The organism is Kitasatospora sp. NPDC004745 (assembly GCF_042873275.1).
Lineage (GTDB): Bacteria > Actinomycetota > Actinomycetes > Streptomycetales > Streptomycetaceae > Kitasatospora.
Map to the genome: position 1 here is coordinate 1 of NZ_JBIALK010000053.1, position 21,072 is coordinate 21,072.

17 protein-coding genes and 3 pseudogenes are annotated in these 21,072 nt (G+C 72.0%); 13 read left to right on the top strand and 7 right to left on the bottom strand.

The window, feature by feature from the left end:
• Positions 1–77 precede the first annotated feature (77 nt).
• The 7 genes and pseudogenes from ACFYUY_RS39565 to ACFYUY_RS39595 form a co-directional block, all read left to right on the top strand.
• Positions 78–524 (top strand): annotated as a pseudogene (locus ACFYUY_RS39565) (IS5 family transposase); the annotation flags it as partial.
• Between the two features lie 276 nt (positions 525–800).
• Positions 801–1,190 (top strand): annotated as a pseudogene (locus ACFYUY_RS39570) (transposase); the annotation flags it as partial.
• Positions 1,191–1,331: 141 nt separating this feature from the next.
• On the top strand, positions 1,332–2,429 hold the full coding sequence (locus tag ACFYUY_RS39575; protein WP_387908281.1) for a tyrosine-type recombinase/integrase: 1,098 nt from the start codon (positions 1,332–1,334) through the stop codon (positions 2,427–2,429).
• Entirely contained in the window at positions 2,426–4,678 is a 2,253-nt protein-coding gene (locus tag ACFYUY_RS39580) for a tyrosine-type recombinase/integrase (RefSeq protein WP_387908284.1), read from the top strand. Before ACFYUY_RS39575 ends, ACFYUY_RS39580 begins: the two co-directional genes overlap by 4 nt.
• On the top strand, positions 4,668–5,105 hold the full coding sequence (locus tag ACFYUY_RS39585; RefSeq protein WP_387908286.1) for a DUF6262 family protein: 438 nt from the start codon (positions 4,668–4,670) through the stop codon (positions 5,103–5,105). The genes ACFYUY_RS39580 and ACFYUY_RS39585 overlap by 11 nt, the downstream gene beginning before the upstream one ends.
• A gap of 106 nt (positions 5,106–5,211) precedes the next feature.
• Complete coding sequence (locus tag ACFYUY_RS39590; protein WP_387908288.1) at positions 5,212–5,649, top strand: hypothetical protein; 438 nt, start codon at positions 5,212–5,214, stop codon at positions 5,647–5,649.
• A 136-nt stretch (positions 5,650–5,785) separates the two neighbouring features.
• A pseudogene (locus ACFYUY_RS39595) lies at positions 5,786–6,238 on the top strand (transposase); the annotation flags it as partial.
• Between the two features lie 128 nt (positions 6,239–6,366).
• Here ACFYUY_RS39595 and ACFYUY_RS39600 read toward each other — a convergent pair.
• From ACFYUY_RS39600 to ACFYUY_RS39610, 3 genes are all read right to left on the bottom strand, one after another.
• Positions 6,367–7,182: a hypothetical protein gene (locus tag ACFYUY_RS39600; protein ID WP_387908289.1), complete on the bottom strand. Its 816-nt coding sequence runs from the start codon at positions 7,180–7,182 to the stop codon at positions 6,367–6,369.
• Positions 7,183–7,271: 89 nt separating this feature from the next.
• Complete coding sequence (locus ACFYUY_RS39605) at positions 7,272–7,958, bottom strand: DUF488 family protein (protein WP_387908292.1); 687 nt, start codon at positions 7,956–7,958, stop codon at positions 7,272–7,274.
• Positions 7,959–7,979: 21 nt separating this feature from the next.
• Entirely contained in the window at positions 7,980–8,564 is a 585-nt protein-coding gene (locus tag ACFYUY_RS39610; RefSeq protein ID WP_387908295.1) for a hypothetical protein, read from the bottom strand.
• Between the two features lie 479 nt (positions 8,565–9,043).
• Here ACFYUY_RS39610 and ACFYUY_RS39615 point away from each other — a divergent pair, with 479 nt between their 5' ends.
• Both ACFYUY_RS39615 and ACFYUY_RS39620 read left to right on the top strand, forming a co-directional pair.
• On the top strand, positions 9,044–11,293 hold the full coding sequence (locus tag ACFYUY_RS39615) for a hypothetical protein (protein WP_387908298.1): 2,250 nt from the start codon (positions 9,044–9,046) through the stop codon (positions 11,291–11,293).
• A 46-nt stretch (positions 11,294–11,339) separates the two neighbouring features.
• Positions 11,340–12,632 carry a hypothetical protein gene (locus tag ACFYUY_RS39620; protein WP_387908301.1) on the top strand — a complete coding sequence of 431 codons (1,293 nt, stop codon included), beginning with the start codon at positions 11,340–11,342 and terminating at the stop codon, positions 12,630–12,632.
• 143 nt (positions 12,633–12,775) lie between these two features.
• On the opposite strand, the gene ACFYUY_RS39625 is transcribed toward ACFYUY_RS39620, so the two are convergent.
• The 4 genes from ACFYUY_RS39625 to ACFYUY_RS39640 all read right to left on the bottom strand — a co-directional run bounded on the left by ACFYUY_RS39625 (position 12,776) and on the right by ACFYUY_RS39640 (position 16,854).
• On the bottom strand, positions 12,776–14,038 hold the full coding sequence (locus tag ACFYUY_RS39625) for an NAD(P)/FAD-dependent oxidoreductase (protein ID WP_387908304.1): 1,263 nt from the start codon (positions 14,036–14,038) through the stop codon (positions 12,776–12,778).
• A gap of 147 nt (positions 14,039–14,185) precedes the next feature.
• Positions 14,186–14,617, bottom strand: coding sequence for a nuclear transport factor 2 family protein (locus tag ACFYUY_RS39630; protein WP_360209762.1), 432 nt, complete (start codon positions 14,615–14,617; stop codon positions 14,186–14,188).
• Positions 14,618–14,623: 6 nt separating this feature from the next.
• Positions 14,624–15,427 carry an MBL fold metallo-hydrolase gene (locus tag ACFYUY_RS39635; RefSeq protein ID WP_387908307.1) on the bottom strand — a complete coding sequence of 268 codons (804 nt, stop codon included), beginning with the start codon at positions 15,425–15,427 and terminating at the stop codon, positions 14,624–14,626.
• Between the two features lie 146 nt (positions 15,428–15,573).
• A complete protein-coding gene (locus tag ACFYUY_RS39640; RefSeq protein ID WP_387908310.1) occupies positions 15,574–16,854 on the bottom strand; it encodes an MFS transporter in 1,281 nt (426 codons plus the stop codon).
• A gap of 244 nt (positions 16,855–17,098) precedes the next feature.
• Between ACFYUY_RS39640 and ACFYUY_RS39645 the strand changes: the two genes are divergently transcribed.
• The 4 genes from ACFYUY_RS39645 (at position 17,099) to ACFYUY_RS39660 (ending at position 20,903) form a co-directional block, all read left to right on the top strand.
• On the top strand, positions 17,099–18,196 hold the full coding sequence (locus tag ACFYUY_RS39645; RefSeq protein WP_360209768.1) for a DUF5937 family protein: 1,098 nt from the start codon (positions 17,099–17,101) through the stop codon (positions 18,194–18,196).
• Positions 18,197–18,341: 145 nt separating this feature from the next.
• Positions 18,342–19,199 (top strand): PhzF family phenazine biosynthesis protein, encoded by an 858-nt coding sequence (locus tag ACFYUY_RS39650; protein ID WP_387908313.1) that lies wholly within the window; start codon positions 18,342–18,344, stop codon positions 19,197–19,199.
• Positions 19,200–19,278: 79 nt separating this feature from the next.
• Entirely contained in the window at positions 19,279–19,605 is a 327-nt protein-coding gene (locus ACFYUY_RS39655; protein WP_387908316.1) for a hypothetical protein, read from the top strand.
• Between the two features lie 56 nt (positions 19,606–19,661).
• Positions 19,662–20,903 carry an aminoglycoside phosphotransferase family protein gene (locus tag ACFYUY_RS39660; RefSeq protein WP_387908318.1) on the top strand — a complete coding sequence of 414 codons (1,242 nt, stop codon included), beginning with the start codon at positions 19,662–19,664 and terminating at the stop codon, positions 20,901–20,903.
• The last annotated feature ends 169 nt before the right edge of the window (positions 20,904–21,072 follow it).

Genomic DNA, 21,072 nt, shown 5'->3' on the forward strand with positions numbered 1-21,072 from the left:
TACCCCGCCGAGCTCCCCAAACGAGCCCCTGCACTACCCGACACCACGAACGCAACCCCTGACTGATCCGCTACACCACACCAAGGGACACGACCCGGCCGGGGTCCAGCACCATGTGATCGTGGACCGCCACGGGACGCCGCTGGCCGTGTCCGTGACCGGCGGAAACCGGCACGACGTCACGCAGTTGATCCCGCTCCTGGACGCGATACCCCGCATCTGGGGCCTGCACGGACGCCCCCCGCAACAGGCCCCGACGACTATTCGCCGACCGCGGTTACGACTACGACAACTACCGCCGCCTCCTGCGGAAGCGCGGCATCAAGCCCCTGATCGCGCGGCGCGGCGTCGCACACGGATCCGGACTCGGCCGCACGCGCTGGGTCGTCGAGCGGACCTTCGCATGGCTCCACCAGTTCAAGCGACTCCGCACCCGCTACGAGCGCCGAGCCGACCTCCACCAAGGACTCCTCGAACTCGCAGCCAGCATCATCTGCCTCCGCCGACTCCAAAGATCATTCTGAAACGATCACTAAGAGGTCGTTTTCATCTTTTTGGCCCGGATACAGGGCGATTCTCGAAGTGCGCGGGCATGGTGCGGAAGCGACTGTAGATGCGGCTGAGGTCTGCGGGTCGGACGGGGGTGCAGGTGGGGCGGGGTGCGGTTTGTACCTGTCTCATCCCAGGATGTCCGGTCTTCGCGGCTGTCTGCTTCCCGGCGCCGGTGTCGTGCGCCTGGGCGCACTCGGTCTGCTGCGGTACTTCGGAAGTATGCGACGCGACGTCCTTATCCGAGTGATCTGTCCGATGCCCGCTGGGAGTTGATCGAGCCGGTTCTGTCGGCCTGGCGCTTCGAGCGCCGCGGCAGGGCCCTGGACTTCGGCCGGCCGCCCGAGCACGACCTGCGCGACATCATGGACGCGATCTTGTACGTGGACCGCACCGGAGTCCAGTGGCGCTACCTCCCGCACGACTTCCCGAACTGGAACACGGTCTACGGCTACTTCGCCAAGTGGCAGCAGGACGGCGTGTTCACCCAGCTCAACGGCCTATTCAGACAACTGCTTCGACAGAAGGAAGGGCGGGACGGCGAACCCTCGGCCTGCGTGATCGACGCCCAGAGCGTGAAGACCTCCACCAGCGTCCCCGCCGCCGGCCAGGGCATCGACGCCGGAAAGAAGATCGTGGGCAGTTATCTTCAGCCGGTACTGAGGTGTCCTTCATGAAGGTGAAGCGCGCTGGACGTCCCCCAACTTGCTTGGTGGATGCGGTTATCTGCCGCTGTCCATCACGGAGGAGCTGGAGGCGCGATGCGCGTACACAGGGTGCTGATGCCAGCGTCCACGACGGAGTCGTGGACGCTGCTGGGGGAGGATCTGCGGCCGGTCGGTCCGGTGGAGTCGTTCCTCGCATACCTGACGGCGATCGAGCGGTCGCCGAACACCGTCAAGGCGTACGCCCACGACCTGAAGGACTGGTGGTGCTATCTCGACGGCCGTGGCCTGGACTGGAAATCGGTGGATCTGGAGGCATTGGCCGGGTTCGTCGCCTGGCTGCGGCTGCCGCCACCGGTCCGCAACGGGGCAGTGGCGGTGCTGCCGACGGTCGAGCACCACTGCACGGCGTCCAGCGTGAACCGCAAGCTAGCCGCGGTCAGCACGTTCTACGAGTTCCACGCCCGAGGCGGCGTTGAGGTCGCCGGGCTGCTGGTGACGATGCGCCCGGCCGGGCGGCACCGGTCCGCGGCCACGTCCTACAAGCCGTTCCTGCAGCACATCGCCTCCGGGAAGCCCGAGCGGACCCGGACCATCAAGCTCAAGACCGGCCGGACGCACCCGCGCGTCCTGACCGCCGCCCAGGTCCAGAAGATCCTGGACGCCTGCGAACACCTGAGGGACCGGCTGCTGTTCGCCCTCCTGCTCGACACCGGGGTCCGCATCGGGGAGGCCCTCGGCCTGCGGCACGACGACATCGCCATCGCCGAACGGCAGGTGAGCGTGGTGCCGCGGCAGAACGACAACCGGGCCCGGGCGAAAGCCGGCCGCTCCCGCACCATCCCGGCGAGCGCGGAGCTGATGCGCTTGTACTCGGACTACCTGCATCGCGAGTACGGCGCCCTGGACTCCGACTACGTCTTCGTGAACCTCTTCGCCGAGCCGCACGGCCGTCCCTGGGGCTACCCGGCCGTCTATGACCTGGTCCAACGGCTCCGGAAGACCACGGGGATCGCCTTCGAACCCCACCAATACCGCCACACCTACGCCACCTGGCTCCTTCGTCGGGGCGCCGGGATGGAGACGGTGAAGGAGTGCCTCGGGCACGCATCGATCACCACAACGATCGACACGTACGGTCACCTCACCGTCGAGGACGCCCGCCGGACGCTGGAGGCCGCGGGCTGGTTCACCGGCCGGGAGGTCCGGCTGTGACCTTCCCCGCCGAGAAGGCGCCGGGACGAACGAGGTTGCTAGAGCGGCTGATGGCCGTCGTCCGGCCCGAGTTCCGCACCGAGATCTACATCCCCGCCCCGGACGACCCCGTGTTCGCCGCCGACGAGTGCGCGGTCGCGAACTGCGACCGGACAGCGGCGTCGAAGCGCCGCGGACTATGCAACGCCCATGCCATCCGGTTCCGCAAGCAGGGCTGCCCGCCGATGGCGGACTTCCTGGCCGATCCCGGCCTGCCGGTGAGGGGCCGCAGATCCCTGGTCGCCTGCGTCGTCTCCGGCTGCCGCTACGGACGCGGTGCCAAGAATGGCCTGTGCGCCAAGCACCGCGACCGGTGGAGTCGGGCCGGCCAGCCCGACCAGGCCAGCTGGGAGGCCCCTGACCTGGCTCCGGGCGACAGCGCGACCTGCGAGTGCCGTCTGCCATTCTGCGATCTCTGGGTCGCCAATCCCACGAAGCTCTTCTGCGCGGGCCACGACGACCGGTGGCACCGTCACGGCCGGCCCGACCCCGACCGCTTCATCGCCGACTGCGAGCTGGTCGGAACCGCCATCATCGACCTGCGAGACCTGGCCCCACAGCTGAGACTGGAGATCCAGTACGCATTGCAGTGCCGACACGACGCCCGCTCCCGGACCGCCGCCCCTCGCCTGGTCATGCCGGCCGTCCGGCGCGTCACGGCACTCGGGATCACGTCGCTGCTGGACCTGTCGGAACAGCAGTGGCGCCGACAAGTCGGGGCCCAGGCCGACGAGTCGCTCCTGTTCCTGCTCGATGCCCGTGATGCGCTGGAGGCCCTGCGGGACGGGATCGGCTGGGAGATCGAGTATCCCAGGGATGTGTGGCGGCTGGACAAGCTGCCCGGCATCACCACTCCGGCCGGACGCCCCTGCCCGCGCGCCCGGCTGCGATTCGACCGCATCACCCAGCCCTGGCTGCGTGAGCTGGCCAAACGGTGGACGAGGCTGCGGCTGACGTCCGGGCTGAGCATCGGCGCCGCCCGGGCCGGGGTCGACGCTCTCATCTGCTTCGGCGGCTTCCTCACATTCGTCGGCATCGACGCGCTCGCGCACGTCGACCGGCCGCTGCTGGAGCGCTACCTCGCGCACGTGATGTCACAGCCCGGCGGGCACGGCATGAAGAAGACGCGGATCGGCTCGCTCAACCTGTTCTTCCAGAACATCCGGCAGTACGGCTGGGAGCACACGCTGCCCGGCACCGCGGCCTTCTACGTCGGCGACGTCCCGCCGGTCCCCGAGCAGGTCGACCGCCGCCTCGCCGAGTACGTCATGACCCAGGTCGAATCGCCCGGCAACCTGGACCGTTGGCCCGACGCGGCCGGTCGGTTGGTCACGCTCATCCTCACCCGGTGCGGACTACGGATCTCCAGCGCTCTGGCCCTCGACTTCGACTGCCTCCTTTATGACGGCCAGGGCGCCCCCTACCTGCGCTACTTCAACACCAAGATGAGGCGCGAGGCCGCCGTGCCCATCGATGAGGAACTCGAAGCAGCCGTCCGGGACCAGCAACGCCGGGTGCTGGACCGCTGGCCGGACGGGACGCCCTGCCTGTTCCCACGCCAACGCGCCAACGTCTCGGGCAACCTCCCGCTCGCGGACGGCACTTACCGGCGGATGCTCGGCCGCTGGCTGGCGACCTGCGAGGTCCGCGACGAACACGGCCGGCCAGTTCATCTGACGCCCCACCAGTGGCGCCACACGTTCGCCTGCCGACTCATCAACCGGGACGTCCCGCAAGAGGTCGTCCGGGTCCTTCTGGACCACGACTCGCACAGGATGACCTCGCACTACGCCAAGATCACCGACCAGACCGTGCGGCGACACTGGGAGCAGGCAACCCGGGTCAACATCAAAGGCGAACGCGTGGCCCTCGATCCCGACGGGCCGCTCGGCCAGGCCCAATGGGCCAAGACCCGCTACGGCATCGCCACCCAGACCCTGCCCAACGGCTACTGCGGGCTGCCCGTCCAGAAGACCTGCCCGCACGCCAACGCCTGCCTGACCTGCCCGGTCTTCCTCACCGGACCCGAGTTCCTGCCCGAGCTCCGCGAACAGCGCACCCGCACCTTGACGCTGATCGACAACGCGAAGAGCTGCGGCCACACCCGCGTCGCCGAGATGAACCAGCAGGTCACCGACAACCTCGACCGCATGATCAGCGAGCTGGAAGACGGCCAGAACGAACACGAGGAGACCGCCGATGCCGGCTGACAACTCCCATCTGATCGTCGCCGCAGCCCGCCGACGGGCCGCGGCGACCCGCCGCCGCGCGACCTCGGCCCTGCGACGGATGGACGCCACCGGCTCGCTGATCACTTTCGAGGCTGTCGCCCGCGAAGCGGGCGTCTCCCGGTCCTGGCTCTACAACCAGCCAGACCTGCGAGCCGAGATCGAACGTCTGCGAGCGCGGCATCGCCCCGTCCCCGCTGCCCGCCCGGTTCCCGATCGGCAGCGCGCCTCCGAAGCATCCCTGCTGCGGCGTCTGGAGGCCGCCACCGAGCGCAACCGGCAGCTGGAGGCGGAGAATCGCGAGCTCAGGCAGGCCCTGGCCCTGGCGCTGGGTGAACGCCGCATGGCCGACGTCTGCGGCATCCGAGCTGCGACGTCACCAGCTGCAAGGGCGAGCGGCCCGTGCTGAGGAGCTGATGCGCCGGCGTCGCGACCGCAGCTGCCAACCGGGAGGTCGGCGAGGATATGCGGTCGACGGAGGGACGCTGTTACGGCACTATCCGGGGCAAGGTCCGATGATGAGGAGCACGGTGATAAGCCAGGGCGTGAAGATCACGACACGGTGCGAGGCCTGCGGCGGTGTGCTGATACTCGACACCGGCCAGTCCATCGAAAGCGGACGTCTGTGGTGGGGAACCGAGGGGGCCTGCAAGTCCTGCCCCGTCGCCTGGTGCGAGCAGGACTTCGGCGACGCGACTCCGGAGGGGATCCGCCAGGCTCTCTTGGCGGAACACGGACCCGCCCGGCTCCGGCTGAAAGAGCCCGAGGCGAGTGCAGTGCCCGTCCTTCGCGCTCTTCGAGAGGTGCACGGCCTATCACTGACACAAGCACGGGCCCTGGCGGGCGAGTTGAAGACGACCGGCCTCGTGGGCACGTACGTCGAGATGGAACTCGTGGCCTCCCGGCTCCGACACCATTCCGTCGGGGTGACAGTCGAGACATCGTCCGGCTGACCGTCCGGAGCGAGCGACACGCCGGGCGACACAGTCTCCGCAGCCGGAAAGGTCGCCAACCCTCCGCGTCGAGGACACCGTCCACATCGCATTGTCCATGGTCAGCCCTGTCCTCATCGCGATGGCTCAAGATAACGGCCGGAAACGGAGCATCGTCACCGACACACTCGGTCTCCTGCTCGCGGTGCTGGTCACGGCAGCGAGCGTGCAGGACTCCGTCGCCGGCGCGCGACTCCTCGACAAGGTCGCCGTCGAACACCCCGGCATCCGCAAGGCCTGGGTCGACGGCGGCTACCGCCCGCACCTCGTCGAGCACGCCGCCACCCTGGGCATCGACATGGAGATCACCGCCCGCAAGCCCGGCACCAGGGGATTCACCCCGATTCCGAAGCGGTGGACGGTCGAGCGGACCTATGGCTGGCTCATGCTCCATCGCCGCCTCGCCCGCGACTACGAAGCCCTCCCTACCCGCTCCGAAGCCATGATTCACCTTGCCATGACCGACCTCATGGCCCGCCGCCTCACCAGCGAGAACACCATCTCCTGGCGTGACCCGACACCACAGACCAAACGGCTGATTCCGGGATGAAACATCGGACGAAAACGACCTCTAAGCAAGAGTCCACCGCCTCCGTGGGGCTTCGGCATGGGGGGTTGCTCCCATGAGGGGCCTCACACGCCTGCGGTCTGATGCCGGTAGAGGCTCCGAGCGCGCGCTCAGAAGAGCGCGTCCTGGCGTGGGGTGGTGAGAGCGGCAATCGTGGGGTTGAACACGCCAAGGAGCATGAACGTCCTCGGGCGGGCCGCGATGTTACCGACGAAGAAGTGCGTGGCCCGATCGGGCGTGACCATCCTGGTCCACCAGCGCTCGCGCAGGACATCGGTGAGCCGGTGGGCCGGGTAGGTACGGCGGAACTTGCGCCACGACTGGCCGGCCTCCCAGTCTTGGAGGCCCATGTCGTGGCCCCGGCAGGTGCCGTCCTCGCAGTGGAAGCGGTAGCGGAATTCGTAGGGAACCCATTCGAGGGGTCGGTGGTCGGGATGCAGCACGTCGGTCTGGTTGACGATGCCGCGCTGCTCCGCGGTCCACGGGTTGGCGTCGGCGAGTCGGAAGGAGTCGATGCGGGCGGGGCGGAAGAGTCCGAGGGAGGTTCCGTCGGCAGCCTGGAGGCGTTTGATCGCGCACAGGGACGGCTGGATCAGCGGTCTGGCGATTTCGAGGCGCTCGGCCCAGCCGTTCCGGCTGCTGACCGTGTGGACGACCCGGAGGGTGTCCAGGTTGGGTCGCAGGCTCTCGGGTCTCCGGTCGGCGTGGTGGCGCCGGACGTCGACCTCGACGACGGAGTACTTCCCGAACTGCTTCTCCTCGTCGAGCAACCGGTGCGGGACTGGGAAGAGCCGCACATGCCCCACCGGGTCGGTGTCCAGGCGGATACCGGCGACGCAGCAGGTTTCCAGGTACTTGTGCGAAACGTCGGGATACGTCTTGACCGTGATCAGGATGCGCGCTCGTTCCCAGCCCGATGCCAGCATGCCAGCCCCCTGGTCCGACTCCTGTCACCATTGGGCGGGCACGGTGCCGAATGCGCAAGGGCGCGTGTCCGGCGTGGAGTTGCTGCGGATCAGGCCAGGGCTGCTACGGGCAGCGCGGTTCGCCGGTGCAGTTCAGCCAGGACGGCCTGGCGGTGGCAGCGGCGCTCGTCCTGCTCGAAGCACAGCACTGCCACCGAACGCTCGACGGCCAACCCGGCCAGTTCCTCCAGCTCCCGGCGGGCCGGTTCCGTCGCCAGGACGTCGGCGAACGCCGCCAGGCCTTCGCCGACGCGACCGTCCCAGAACGGCGCCCGATTGTCCTTCGGGTTGCCCAGCGAGCGCAGGTGCTCGTAGCAGATGTCCGCCTCGGCCAGGGCTGCGCTCAGCCGCGACTTGCTGAACCCAGGTTTGCGGCTGATCGGCGTCAGCCGGACATCCGCCACCGCGTCCACGCCCGCGTCGACCAGCGCCGCCACGAACGAGTCGATCGTGCGGCCCTCGTAACCCGTGGACCACAGGCCTGGCGCCGAAACCGCGGCCGCCACCAAGTCGTTCACCGTCACCTCCAGGGCTCGCGCCAGCGCCGCGATGGTGAACAGTCCGGGCTGCGCGACGCACTCGGTCTCTAGACGGGACAGTGTGCGCAGGGGTACGCCGGCTGCGGAGGCCAACTCGGTTCGGGTCAAGCCGTGATCCTCTCGCAGTGCTCGCAGCTGGCGACCCAGGCGGTGGGCGCGAGCACGCTCGGAGCTATCGGCGGAGGAGCGACCAGACATGCCAGAGATCCTAACGAGAAGTCAGCTCAGGCCCGTCGCCGCATCCCCGATCGGGTGAAGTCCTCCAGCGACGTCGGGAGCGGCGAAGTCACGGTGTACGTAGGTGGTGCTGCGACCGTGCTGTCGAGCGATCACGGTGCCGTCGCCGAGCCACTCCTCGAGCCACCGGCTGCTTCCGCGCCACGCGCTCTTGTCCGCCTTTTCGATCAGTGGAAGAAGTTTGGTCTTGAGCATGCCGGCCTCTCCCGTCTCGCGCAGCACGTCGAGCAGTTGTGCCTGTGCGCGCCGCTTGTAGAGTTCGCTGGCATTCGGTGACTCCCGAACGCGCACCGACCTCTCATCCAGATCCATCCCACGCTCTGCGGCCCAGTTCAAGACGTAGTTGTCGACCGAGGCGTCGTCAGTGACGCCCAGAAGATGGCCCAGGCACCGCATGATCGCATCCTCGCGCATCGCACTGAGCGTGTGCTCCACGTCCTGGAAGTTGACTCCACCGCCGAACTGGCTCGCATCATGAGCCTTGCGGTGCGCTTCTTCCCGGATCTGCAGGACGTCCCTGATGGTGGCCTCAGCGGCATCGGCGGGTGAGGCGAAGGTCTGTGTCATGGGGTTGACCGTATCGGAGACGATGTCGGCCAGCTGAGGCTTACCGGATCGGCGGCCTCGCAGACGAGTGCCAGCCGAGGAGACGCCCCCGCGGATTCGCTCGATCCCGCCAGCGCCAAGAAGCGGCGGTAGCCTTGGTCGCACCGGTCCGGACACAAGCGCCGCGGCCGATGGTGACCGGCTGACCGTTGCGGCGTCCTTGCCCAAGACGGCGCCCCGCCGGTAGCTCCTCCACTGCAATTCCCCGGATCTCCAGTCTACTTACCGAGACGGTGCCACTGGCCGGAGCTCCCGGAGACGGACCAGACCCCCGCGCCAGTACCACCACGGCCGATGGCACCGGACCGCCGTCACCGAAAGCCCGCCGAGGGCCTGAGCACCGTGCAAATGTCAACCGCGGCGCCTCACTGCGACGGTTTCCGGGTCGGCTGTCAGTACCCCCGGCTAGGCTCCAAAGCCGAGACCGATAGGGGAGTTACGTGCTCGAAAGCCCACTCACCCCCGATGTGCCGCTTGGCCCGTTCCAGGACGCGCCCATCACCGTCCACTCGGCCAGGAGCAAGAGTGCCAAGCTCCACGCCGGTACGACTTGTACCCAGTTGCGCAGTCGCGACATCACGACGACCCAGGCGCCGCTGAACGCCGAGACGATCGGCCGGATGTGCTCTCGCTGCGCGGAGTTCGGACAGTGGGTACCGCCGGACAGCGGCCTGGGCATCTTCCTCCGGGCACTTGGCGGCCTGGGGCTGCTGTACCAGCTGCAGCAGTACACGGCACCGGATCCCGATGACTGCTGGGAGCAGGACGAGGTCCAGTCCGCCGCCGCCCTGCTGCGCACCGGTCCCGTCGAGCCGGCCGCAGCCCCCGACGAGGACGAGGAAGCCGAGGAGCCGGACGGTGAGGACTGGGAGGCACACGACGACGCGAAGCGTTTGCAGGAGCGCGTGTTGTCGACCTGGCGGGAAGCGGCCACCAGCCTCCACCTGGCCCAGACCGCTATCGCCATGTTTCCCTGGCTGGCGCGATGGGCGGATCCGAAGCTCGCCTCGAAGCAGCAGTACCTGGAGGCCCTGCGAACCCAAGCGGCGCTGTTCGTCGACCTCGAGGGGCTCATGGCGGCCGCTGCCGCAGCGGCCATGGACGAGCCCGAACTGCCCAGCAATGATGCGGCGTTCAGCGTGATCGGGACCAGCAAGGAAGCCGGCACGCGGCTGAAGGCGCTCTGGCACGCGTGGCAGGACAAAGCCGGACGCGGCTGGGAGGGGCCCAACGCGCGCACCTACCTCGCCTACGGCCCAACCCACGGCATCCGCCCCAACCGAAAGGGCTACGTCACGGCGCGCGTCGCGATCGACGAACTCGTCTCCTCCTGGGAGAACCAGGCCCGGGAGGAAGCCGCGTCCGCGGAGTGCCAGGCTCTGCAGTGGGTGACCGCGAGCCTTCCCATAGTCAAGAAGGACACCACGCCGCCCTGGCGCGAGCACGGCTTCCTCAGCGACCTGGACACCTGGACGACCGGCGTCCTGATCGCCCACCTCGCCGACGCCGACTGGGCGGGCCGCACCCTCATCCTCCACGTGCCCCGGCTCATCGCCGATCGCCTCCTGTCCCGCTCCCACTACCTCGACTGCGAAGCCCACCAGGACAGGCCAGCCCCCACCACGCCCGTAGCCTCGGCCGGCCCGATCCGGCCCGGGATCTTCGACGACACCCCGGTCCACGGGCGCCAGCCGCTCACCGCGCAGCATCTGCGCCTGCTGCGCTCGATGCGGCCTGCAGCTGCGGATGAGCTGTACATCGTCTTTTCAACGGACGGCGGAGCCGAGGTCCTGCCACTGCCAGTGATCGAGAAGCGCCTGGCCCGCGGATGGCAGTGCTTCCTCCTCGCCGGCGCCTCGGACCTTCCCGCCGACGTGATCGAACCATGGGTCCGGGAAGTCGGTCCCAGGCCTGAAGGCCGGGAAAGCCTCTGGCCGCAGTACCCGCGCAATGCGCACGACCCGCTCTTCGGTGAGGACCTCGGCCTGGCGCAGGGCGCCACACGGGCGGCCTGGCTCGGGTACGAGCACGAGAACGCGGAACGCAGCCTGCGTCTGCTCGCCATGGCCCGCGGCGTGGAGGACCTGCGGACACTGGACGGCGGGTACGACGACCACGGCCGCTCCCGCAGCCTTCCTCGCCCGGTGTGGCTGGGGCTGCTGGCCCATGCCGAGGACCTCGACCTGGAGCCGTTCGAGGCCCCGGACGCCGACCGATGGCGCAGCGGCGGCAGCGGCATCCCGCTCGGCGTCCTCGCCGACGTACAGGTCTACACGACCAACGCCAACCCCCGGATCCAGGGCAAGGGCCACTCGCCGTTCTGCCCGCACTCCAGGGAACGCGGCGTCGTCGCCGCCGACGACCTGCTGACGGTCGCCGACCTGCTCGACGACGACAGCTACGACTGGTGCAGCAAGTGCCAGGGCTACGCCATCCGCCGCCTCACAGACACCCAGCTGTCCTACTACCGCGCCGCCCACCGGCTCCACGACATCGCGCAGGAACTCGACCCCGGGCGAGGCGGCCACGACCGCCTCGACACCGAAACGATCACCCGACAGCTCCGCGAACTCGCTGACTGGCGACCGATCGGTGAAGACCACTGGTACACGAGCGGAGCGCGGCGCTGGCGGCGCATCGTCCACGAGTTGCATGCGAAGGCCGAAGCAGCCGGACGCGACACCCCGTGACAGCCACCACTCACGCGCCCGCACGCGACCGTACTGAAGGCCACCCATGAACAGCGCACCGCCCGACAACCTGTCACCGCACGCCACCGGCCCCCGGCTGCTCGCCCGACTCGCCGCGCCGCTCCGCCACGCCGGCTGGACCGAGAACGAACCCTGGGACGAGAACGACGAGGACGACGAGCCCGGCACCGGTCCGCTGTACCGGGAGTACTCACGCTCGAACTTCCACCTCAGCGTCAGCTGGGACCCCGCCCACGCCCAGCTCACTGTCGACGATCCGACCGAGCACTGGGACTGGTACGACAGCCTGCCCCCGCTGTGCCCACTCGACCAACCCCTCACCGTCGACCTGAGCTCACACCCCACCCAAGCCGCCAAGGCCGAGGCCACGCGCCGAGCCTTCGCCGAAGCCGGACTCCTCGACGCCACCCGCATCCACGTCCCCGAACAAGCCCGACCGTTGCGCCACGACCTGGTTCTGCTGTTGTGGGCGGACACCATCCACGATGCGATCGACCGGCACCGGCGCGACGGTGACGGGAGTGAGGCCATCGCAGCGCTGGGCGAGGAGTTCTCCTGGCGGATGGGCGCCGGGCTGCGCACCCACCCGCTGATCGTCCCGGACCCGGTTCCGTCGTCGGCGGCCCGCGGCATCGCCGAGTGGTGCTGGCGTCGCGAGAGCGATGTCGAGGAGTGGCACTTCAAGATCGGCGACATCACCATGGCCCGCGCCAACATCGCCGCGACCCGCGCCGTCATGCCCCACGTCCACACCGACGGCGTCGACTGGCCGGCCGTACGACTCGCCCTCACCGCACCCGCCCGCCGACTTGCCGAGGGCCAGGCCCTCGCCGACATCTTCGAAGAGGGCTGGACACTCATCCTCGCCTCCATCCACCGCCAGATCGACCTCTGGCAGCGAGCCGACGAGACGCTTGGCCCTGAAGCCGTCCTGCGCATGCTCACCCTGCACGGCTCTCGCACCGAATCCATCGGCGAATGGTGGGGATCCGGCTGGTACGAGACCGCCACCCGCCGCGCGATCGCCCGCGCGGCGAGCAGCGGCAGCCTGCCCGCCGCGGTGACCGCCGCCTTCCCCGACACCGAGCACCTGGCCGACACGGCGGCCGGCCACCCCGACCTCCTCGACGACGACACCTTCGCCTGGATCACCGAAGCCGTCTTCAAGGAGGGATCCCTCCGGCGCCAAGCCGGACTGCCGGTCCCACCGGCCACAACCCTCCCGGACTGGGCAGCTCACGACCTCCTCGACAACCTCCGCGCGGACCTTGATCACAACGAGACCCCTGCTGACAACGCGAGGCTCGGGCGTCTCTGACCGGCGTTCCGGGCTCGCCGCTCCGGGTGCTGATCACCGCCGCAAGCGTCCAGGACTACGCTGCCAGCAGGCAGTTGCTGACCCAAACCGCCACCGCAGAGACCCACGGTGAACGTGACCCCAGAAGTCAGGAAAACGCCCAGTCAGGCCTCGCCGAGGGGGATGTTCGGGTTCGCCAGGCGGTCGGCGTTCACCACGCGCTTGGAGACGATCAGTTCCCGGATCGGGTCGGTGACGTCCCAGATGTTCATGTTCATGCCGGCGAGGACGCGGCCGTCCTTGAGCCAGAAGGCGAGGAACTCCCGGGTGGCCGGGTCGCCGCGGAAGACCACCCGGTCGTAGCCGCCGGGCTCGACGTAGCCGACGTACTCCATGCCCAGGTCGTACTGGTCGGTGAAGAAGTACGGCACCCGGTCGTACACCGCGTCCGGCTGCCCGAGCATCGCGCGGGCGGCGGTCTGCGGCTGGTTGACGGCGTTCGCCCAGTGCTCGACGCGGATGTGCCGGTTGAACAGGGGGTGGAAGGCGTTGGCGACGTCGCCGGCCGCGTGGACGTCCGGAGCCGAGGTGCGCAGGTGCTGGTCGGTCTTGACGCCGTTGTCGACCTCCAGGCCGGCCGCCTCGGCCAGGCCGGTCGCCGGGCTGATGCCGATGCCGACGACCACCGCGTCGGCCGCCACCGTACTGCCGTCGCCGAGCCGGACGCCGTCCACCGTGCCACCGCTGCCGGTCAGTTCGGTGACCTGCGCGCCGAAGCGCAGGTCCACGCCGTGGTCGCGGTGCAGGTCGGCGAAGACCTGGGCGACCTCCCGGCCGAGCACCCGCAGCAGCGGCAGTTCGGCCGCCTCCAGCACCGTCACCTCGGCGCCCGCCGCCCGGCCCGCGGCCGCCACCTCCAGACCGATCCAGCCCGCGCCGATCACCACCAGCCGGGCGCCCGGCCGCAGCGCCGCCCTGATCCGGTCGCTGTCCTCGACCCGGCGCAGGTAGAGCACGCCGTCCTGGTCCGCGCCCGGGACCGGCAGCCGGCGCGGCACCGAGCCGGTGGTGAGCAGCAGCTTGTGGTAGCCGATCCGGCCGTCGTCGGCGAGCGTCACGGTGTGCGCGGCCGGGTCGATCGCCGCGACGGCCGTGCCCAGCCGCAGCGTGACGTCGTGCTCGGCGTACCACTGCGGCGGGTGGACGTGGATCTTCTCCCGGGGCGTCTTGCCGAGCAGGTAGCCCTTCGACAGCGGCGGCCGCTCGTACGGGCGCTCGTGCTCCTCGCCGATCAGGACGATGCCGCCGTCGTAGCCGGCCTCGCGCAGCGCCTCGGCGGCCTTCGCGCCGCCGAGGGACGCCCCGACGATCACGATCGGCAGCTCGCGCCCGCCGCCCCCGGCCGTCCCCGCGGTTCCCGTGCCCATGCTGAACTCCTCGCTCTCCGCCGGAAATCAGCCGCCAGCCTGCCGCCGTCCGGGTGGCCTGTCGAGGGCGCGGCGGGCGCGCCGCGCCGTGCTCCCCCGTTCGGGTGAACGGGGCCGGGCGGGGGGACGGGCCGCGGAAGCGCCCGGTCACGGCGTCATGGCGTCCCTGACCAGCGCGGTGTCGGTGAACTGCTCGAAGCGGACGATCCGGCCGCCGCGGACGGTGAAGCGGTGGGCGGTCCGCACCGCGAGCGGCCTTCCGGTGGCCCTGTGCACGGCCGTGTAGCGGCCCAGCACCACCACGTCCTCGCCGTCGACCACGTAGGCGTCGTCGTGCGCCGTCCAGTTCTCCCACTCGGCGGCCAGACGCTCCATGACGTTGGCGGTGACGCCCTTCGGCGTCCGGTAGGTGCCGGCCAGCGGGAAGCCGGCCATCTCGGTCCACTCCACGTCGTCGGCGAGGGTGGCGCGCAGCGCGGCCAGGTCGCCGCGGGCCGAGGCCAGGTACTGCCGGCGGACCACGTCGGCCGGGGCGCCGGACTCGGCGAAGGAGGCGGTGTCCCGCGGGATCTCGATCATCGTCGATCAGCCCCAGGCCAGCTCGCCCTTGGCGACCTTCGTCCCGAGGTCGACCGCGATCCGCAGCCCCAGCCCGGGGAAGCGGCCCTCCAGCGCGCTCCGCGCGGCGGCCGCGTCGGGGGAGCGGCCGATCTCGGTCTCGAAGGCCCGCAGGTAGTCCCGGGTGTGCCGGATCGCGCTCTGGTCGGCGGGCGCGCCCGCGGTCCGGTGGCCGGCCGCCACGAACTGCGGCTGCAGCGCCTCCATGCCGTCCAACAGGTCGATCCAGGCGGCCCGTTGGGAGGACGTCGGGGTGTCGGCGGTCCACACGTGCAGGCCCTCGAAGAGCAGCACGCCGCCGAGCACCGCCTGGTGGTGGTGCTGCCAGAGGTAGTGCCGGTCGGGCAGGTGGAAGTCGGCGCCGCGCAGCTCGAACCGGTGCCCCTCGAAGACGAGTTCGTCCCCGTGCAGCACCTCGGGCCGGACCAGCCGGGTCGGCAGCTCGGGGCCGAGGTGGGCCCAGGCCCGCAGCTTGTCCTCGTAGGTCTCCTGGATGTGCTCGACGGTCGTGGCGGTGGCGAGGAAGGCGGCCTGCGGGAAGGCGTCCTGGACCTCCTGGGCGCCGAAGTAGAAGTCCGGGTCGCCGTGGCTGACGAAGACGGTGGTCAGCCGCCTGCCGGTGGTGCGGATCCGCTCGACCAGGCGCCGGCCGTCGGAGCGCGTGAACCCGGCGTCCACCAGCAGGGCGTCCCGCGGCCCGGTGACCAGCACGGAGGTCTTGTTGAGCGAGCTGTCGGGGCTGTCGATGATCTCGAAGTCGAGTGCGCTCATGCGGGGGGCATCCTTCCTCGGGCCGGGCACGCCTCGCGGCCAGCATCGGTGCTGGGCGCGCCGTCCGCATCCGGAGTCGGACGCCCCCACCTGCTCGCCGTGCACGCCCCCGGCCGGCCGGGCGGGAGTGGCGGCGGCCGGCCCGCTCACTCCGCGGGGGCGAGCCGCAGCACCCCCACCACCCCCAGCAGGGTGGCCACCGCCAGCACCGGCCACAGCACCCCCGGACCGGCCGCCAGCAGCGCCGTCAGCACCGCCGGCGCCGCCGCCCGGCCCACCCCCGTGGACAGCTCCCAGCGCGCCAGCGCCCGCCCCAGCAGGTGCGGCGGGGCCGCCGCCGTCACCAGCGCGGTGCCCGAGCCGGTGTAGAGGATCTCGCCGAGCGTGAACAGCACCGAGACCGCCGCGATGCCCGCCGCCCCCGCCGTGCCGCCCAGCGAGCCGACCGCCCAGTAACCCAGGTAGGACAGCGCCAGCGCCACCCCCGAGGCGGCCAGCACGGCCCTGCGCGAGCGGTCCGCCAGCCGCAGGACCAGCGCCAGCTGCAGCGTGATCACCAGCACCGTGTTGCCCACGAACACCCCCGAGGACCAGGCCGGCGAGGCCTGCAGGTGCAGCACCAGCAGCGCCGGCAGCGCCACCTCCAGCACGTCGAAGCAGAACGCGAACGGCAGGTTGGCCACGCTCAGCACGGTGATCCGCCGCAGCGACCCGGCGTCCGCCCGCGGCTCCGCCGCACCGGCCGCCACCGCCTGCGGCGCCCGCACCCGCAGCGACAGCACCAGGACGGCCGCACCCAGGCAGGCCGCGCCCGTCACCCCGGCCAGCGCCCGGATCGCCCCGGCCCCGCCCGTCACCACCAGCGTGGCCAGCAGCGCCCCCGTGCCCAGGCCCGCGTTGCGCAGCGACCGCCCCGCGGCCAGCGCGGCGTCCCGCAGCCGCCCCGCGGTCAGCGTGCTCACCACCGCCGCGTGCGTGGTCGGCCAGGACTGGCTGCCCACCCCGATCAGCACCGCCGCCGCCGTGAACCCCGGCAGGCCGTCCGCGACCAGCAGGGTCAGCGCACCGACCGCCCGCACCGCGAGCGTCGCCGCGGCCGGCAGGGTGCGGGCGCCGCGGTCGATCCACCGGCCGGTCAGCGGCACCACCAGCAGGCCCGCGACCATCCCGGCCGACATCGCCAGCCCCGCCGCGCCCGCGCCCAGCCGCAGCACCCCGATCCCGTACAGCAGCAGGAACGGGCGCAGCAGGCCGGTGCCCACCGCGTCCACCAGCAGGGCGGCCGCGTACCGGGGGCCGCCCGCGGCGGTCAGCAGGCCCAGCAGCGCGGACGGGCCCCGGCGGCCGGCACCCACCGGCGGGGCGGGCGGCTCGGCGCTGCGGACGGCGGCGTGGTCATGGACGGACTTCTCCTGGATCAGGCTCATGACCGGTACCGTCCGCCCCGCCGGGCCGTGCGGGCACGCGGATTGACGGTTCCCGTCAATCGACGCGGAGGCCGGTCCCGGCGGGTGGCAGGATCTCGACCGTGACAGAGCGAAGCGAACGGACCGGCGGAACGCGCACACCGGAGGCCGACCGCACCGGACGGAACGGCGGAGGGCCGGCGCGGGCCGGTGGCCGGGTCGATGCCAGGGTCGGTGGCCGGGTCGGGCGGGGCGGGGCCGGCGCATGAGCGTGACCATCGACATCACCGGCCTGCCCGAGGAGCGGCTGCTCTTCACCCCGTCGCCGCTGGGCGAGCTGAACGCCATGCTGCACGTCCTCGCCGAGCCCGCGCACCACCCCGAGCTGCACGGCTGGGCCGCCTCCACCGCCGCGACCGTCCCGCCCGAGCTGTCCGAACGGCTGCTGGAGGCCGACTTCCTCTGGCGCTCCTCCCGCGCCGACTTCCTCGTCCCCGGCCTGCCCGGCGCCACCCTCGCCGCCGAACTCGACGCCGTCGACCGGATCGAGGACGAGCAGTACGTCGCCGCGGCGCTGATCACCACCTGCGGCTCCTCCCGGCTCACCCACCGGATGGCCTCCCCGCTCACCGACCCGGCCGCCAACGAGCGCGCCCGCGAGCTCGCCCTCGCCCGCGGCCCCCGGCAGGCCGCCTTCGCCGACCGGCTGCTCGCCGACCCGCCCGCCGTGCGGGCGCTCGTCCGGCGGATGCTGGAGGACTGCGAGGCCGCCTTCTTCGCCGACGCCTGGCGGCGCGTCCTGCCCGACCTCGCCGCAGACGCCCGCCGCAAGATCGACCTGCTCGCCCGCCGCGGCGCCGCCGAGGCCCTGGCCGACGTCTCACCCTCCGTCACCCTCGAACAGGGCGGGGACGGGCGGCGGCGGATCGTCATCGACAAGCTCCAGGACAACGCCACCAGCGGCACCGACAGCAGCGGGGTCACCTTCATCCCCACCGCCTTCGGGCGCCCCCACCTGCTCGTCGTGCACGCCCCCGGCTGGCGGCCCGTCCTGCAGTACCCCGTCGCCGAGGCCGGCGTCCCCGAGCCCGTCTCGCTCGCCCTCGTCCAGCAGCGGCTGGAGGCCCTCGCCCACCCCGTCCGGCTGCGCCTCGCCCGCACCATGGCCCGCGGCCCGCACACCACCGGCGAACTCGCCGCGGCCTGGCAGCTCAGCGCCCCCGAGGTCTCCCGCCACCTGGCCGTGCTGCGCAAGGCCGGCCTGCTCACCACCCAGCGGCGCGGGCGGTACATGCTCTACCAGCTCGACCTCTCCGGCAGCGCCCGGCTCGGCTCCGACTTCCTGGAGGCGGTGCTGCGGTGACCGGGCCCGCGGCGGCGAGCGGTGCGGTCGGTGGCACCGGGCCCGCCGGGGGCGGGCGGTGCGGTCGGTGGCACCGGGCCCGCCGGGGGTGGGCCGCCGTGGGGGCGGCGGGAACAGCGGCGGGGCGCAACACGTTCGTCCGGGCATGACCGACGACGCCACGCCCGCCATCCTGCGCTACGCCGCCTTCACCACCCGCCCCGAGGGCGGCAACCCGGCGGGGGTGGTCCTCGACGCCGAGGGGCTGACCGACCACCGGATGCTCGCCGTCGCCGCCGGGCTCGGCTACTCCGAGACGGCCTTCCTGACCGCCGGCGCGGCCGGGGGCGCCTACGGCGTCCGGTACTTCAGCCCGCTCGCCGAGGTGCCGTTCTGCGGCCACGCCACGGTCGCCGCGGCCGTCGCCCTCGCCGAGCGCACCGGCCCCGGGCGGTTCGTGTTCGGCACGGCGGCGGGCGAGGTGCCCGTCGAGGTCGACCGGGGCGCGGACGGCGTGCTGCGCGCCACCCTGACCAGCGTCGAGCCCCGGGTGGAGGAGGTGTCCGAGGCCGACGTCGACGAGGCGCTCGCGCTGCTCGGCTGGGCCGGTACCGACCTCGACCCGCAGCTGCCGCCCCGCGTCGCCTACGCCGGCGCCCGCCACCTCGTCCTGGCCGCGGCCACCCGGGACCGGCTGGCCCGCCTCGACTACGACTTCGACGGGCTCGCCGACCACATGCGCGCCCGCGACCTGACCACCCTCCAGCTCGTCTGGCGGGAGGCCGCCGAGGTCTTCCACGTCCGCGACCCCTTCCCGATCGGCGGTGTCGTCGAGGACCCGGCGACCGGCGCCGCCGCGGCCGCCTTCGGCGCCTACCTGCGCGAGCAGGGTGCGGTGACGGCCCCGGCGGTGCTCACCCTCCACCAGGGCGAGGACCTGGGCCGCCCGGGCGTGCTGCGGGTCGAACTGCGGGCGGAGGACCGGCGGATCCGGGTGTCCGGCGCGGCGGTGCCCATCCCGTAGGGCCCGGGACGGGGGCGCGGCGGCGGGCCCCGGCCGCCGGCGTGGGAGGATCCGGCGGAGCCGAACGGACGGGGGAGCGATGAGCGGGTGGCGGCTGATGCAGGGGGACACCCTGGTGGGCGAGCTGCACGCGGAGGGCTGCGACATGCCGTGGTTCCGCTACCGCTTCGCCGCGGGCCCCGGCTGGGAGCGCGTCCGGGAGCTGTTCGAACGGCTGGAGACGACTCCCTCCGGGCCGGACCCGGAGCCGAAGCTGCGCGCCGCCGTCGCAGTCCAGGCCGAGGAGCTGCGACTGGTCGCCGTCGGCTTCGACGAACCGGACCTGGCGGTGTGGCGCGGCGGCACCTGCCTGCTCATCGACGGGGACGCGGCCCGGCTGCGCTGCTCCGTACCCGGCGGGCTCTGACGCTCCGGCGGGAAATTCGCTCGCGAAGGGCACGTCGGGTGGGCGAGGCTGCCCGGATGCAGCGAGCCGCCGAACGCACCGTCACCGTCCACCTCACCCACGAGGGCGAGTACTTCGGGCCGCTCGGCCCGTTCGAGGCCGAGGGCGGGTGGTGGTCGTCCGTGGCCCCGGTGGTGGAGCGGGCGTCGGAACTGGCGGGGGTGCCGGTGCTGGTGACCCGGCTGGTCGAGGGGCGAAGCGCGAACGGCGGGCACGGCGGCCGGGTGGACTACCACGCCGAGGCGCTGGCACGGCCGGCCGGGCTCGCCGCCCGGCCCCCGGAGGAGCGCACCGCGGCCCTGCTGGGCCCCGCCGAGCGGCGGGCGGCCTGGGCGACCCCGGCCGGGCTGCGGGACGCCCTGGACTGGGCGCGGGACCGGCTCGCCCTGGCGGGGCGTCCGGTGACCGGGCCCGCCCGGCAGATCCGCACCTGGAACCTGTCGGCCCTGTTCCGGATCCCGACCACCCGCGGCGACGCCTGGCTGAAGACCACGACGCCCGCCTTCAACGCCCACGAGGGCGAGGTGATCGCGCTGCTCGGCGGCGTCGACCCGTCGCTCGTCCCGCCGGTGCTGGCCGCCGACGCGGCGGGCCGGCTGCTGCTGGACCACGTGCCGGGCGAGGACTGCTGGGGCCCGTCCGCCGACACCGTCGCCGACGTGGTGCCCCGGCTGGTCGCCGCCCAGGCGGCGCTGGCCGCCGACGGCCGGGCCGCCTCGGCCGGGCTGCGCGACCGCACCCCGCACACCCTCCTCGACCAGGCCGGGGCGCTGCTGGAACGCCTCCCCGGCGTCACCGACCTGACGCCCGGGGAGCTGGCCGCCGTGCGCCGGCTCGTCGAGGAACTGCCCGGACGGCTGGACGAGTTGGCGCACTGCGGATTCCCCGAGACCTTGGTGCACGGGGACTTCCACCCCGGCAACTGGCGCTCGGACGGCGAGCACGCGGTCGTGGTCGACTTCGCCGACTCCTGCCTCGGCCACCCCGCCCTGGACGGCCTGCGCCCGCGCGCCTACCTGGTGCCGGAGCGCTGGGAGCAGTTCGCCGGGGTGTGGGGGCGGGCCTGGCGGGAGCACGTCCCGGGGGTGCGGCCGGAGCGGGCGCTGGAGCTGGTCGAGCCGCTCTACCACCTGTCCTACGCGGTGCGGTACCAGGAGTTCCTGGACCACATCGAGGCGAGCGAACGCCCGTACCACGAGGGGGATCCGGCCGCCGAGCTGCGCGCCGCGCTGGCCTGCGCCGCCCCGGGCCGGGGGTGACGGGGGCCGGTGTGAAGGCGCCCGGGCGCTCCGGACGTGCCGGCGGTGTGGCCCCCCCCCCCGGGGGGGGGGCCCCCCCGGGGGCAAAAAGGCCGGGGGGTACCGGTGGCCCCCGCGGGCCCGGGGGGGGGGTGGGCCCCGGACCGGCGCCAATAGAACCCCCCGGCCC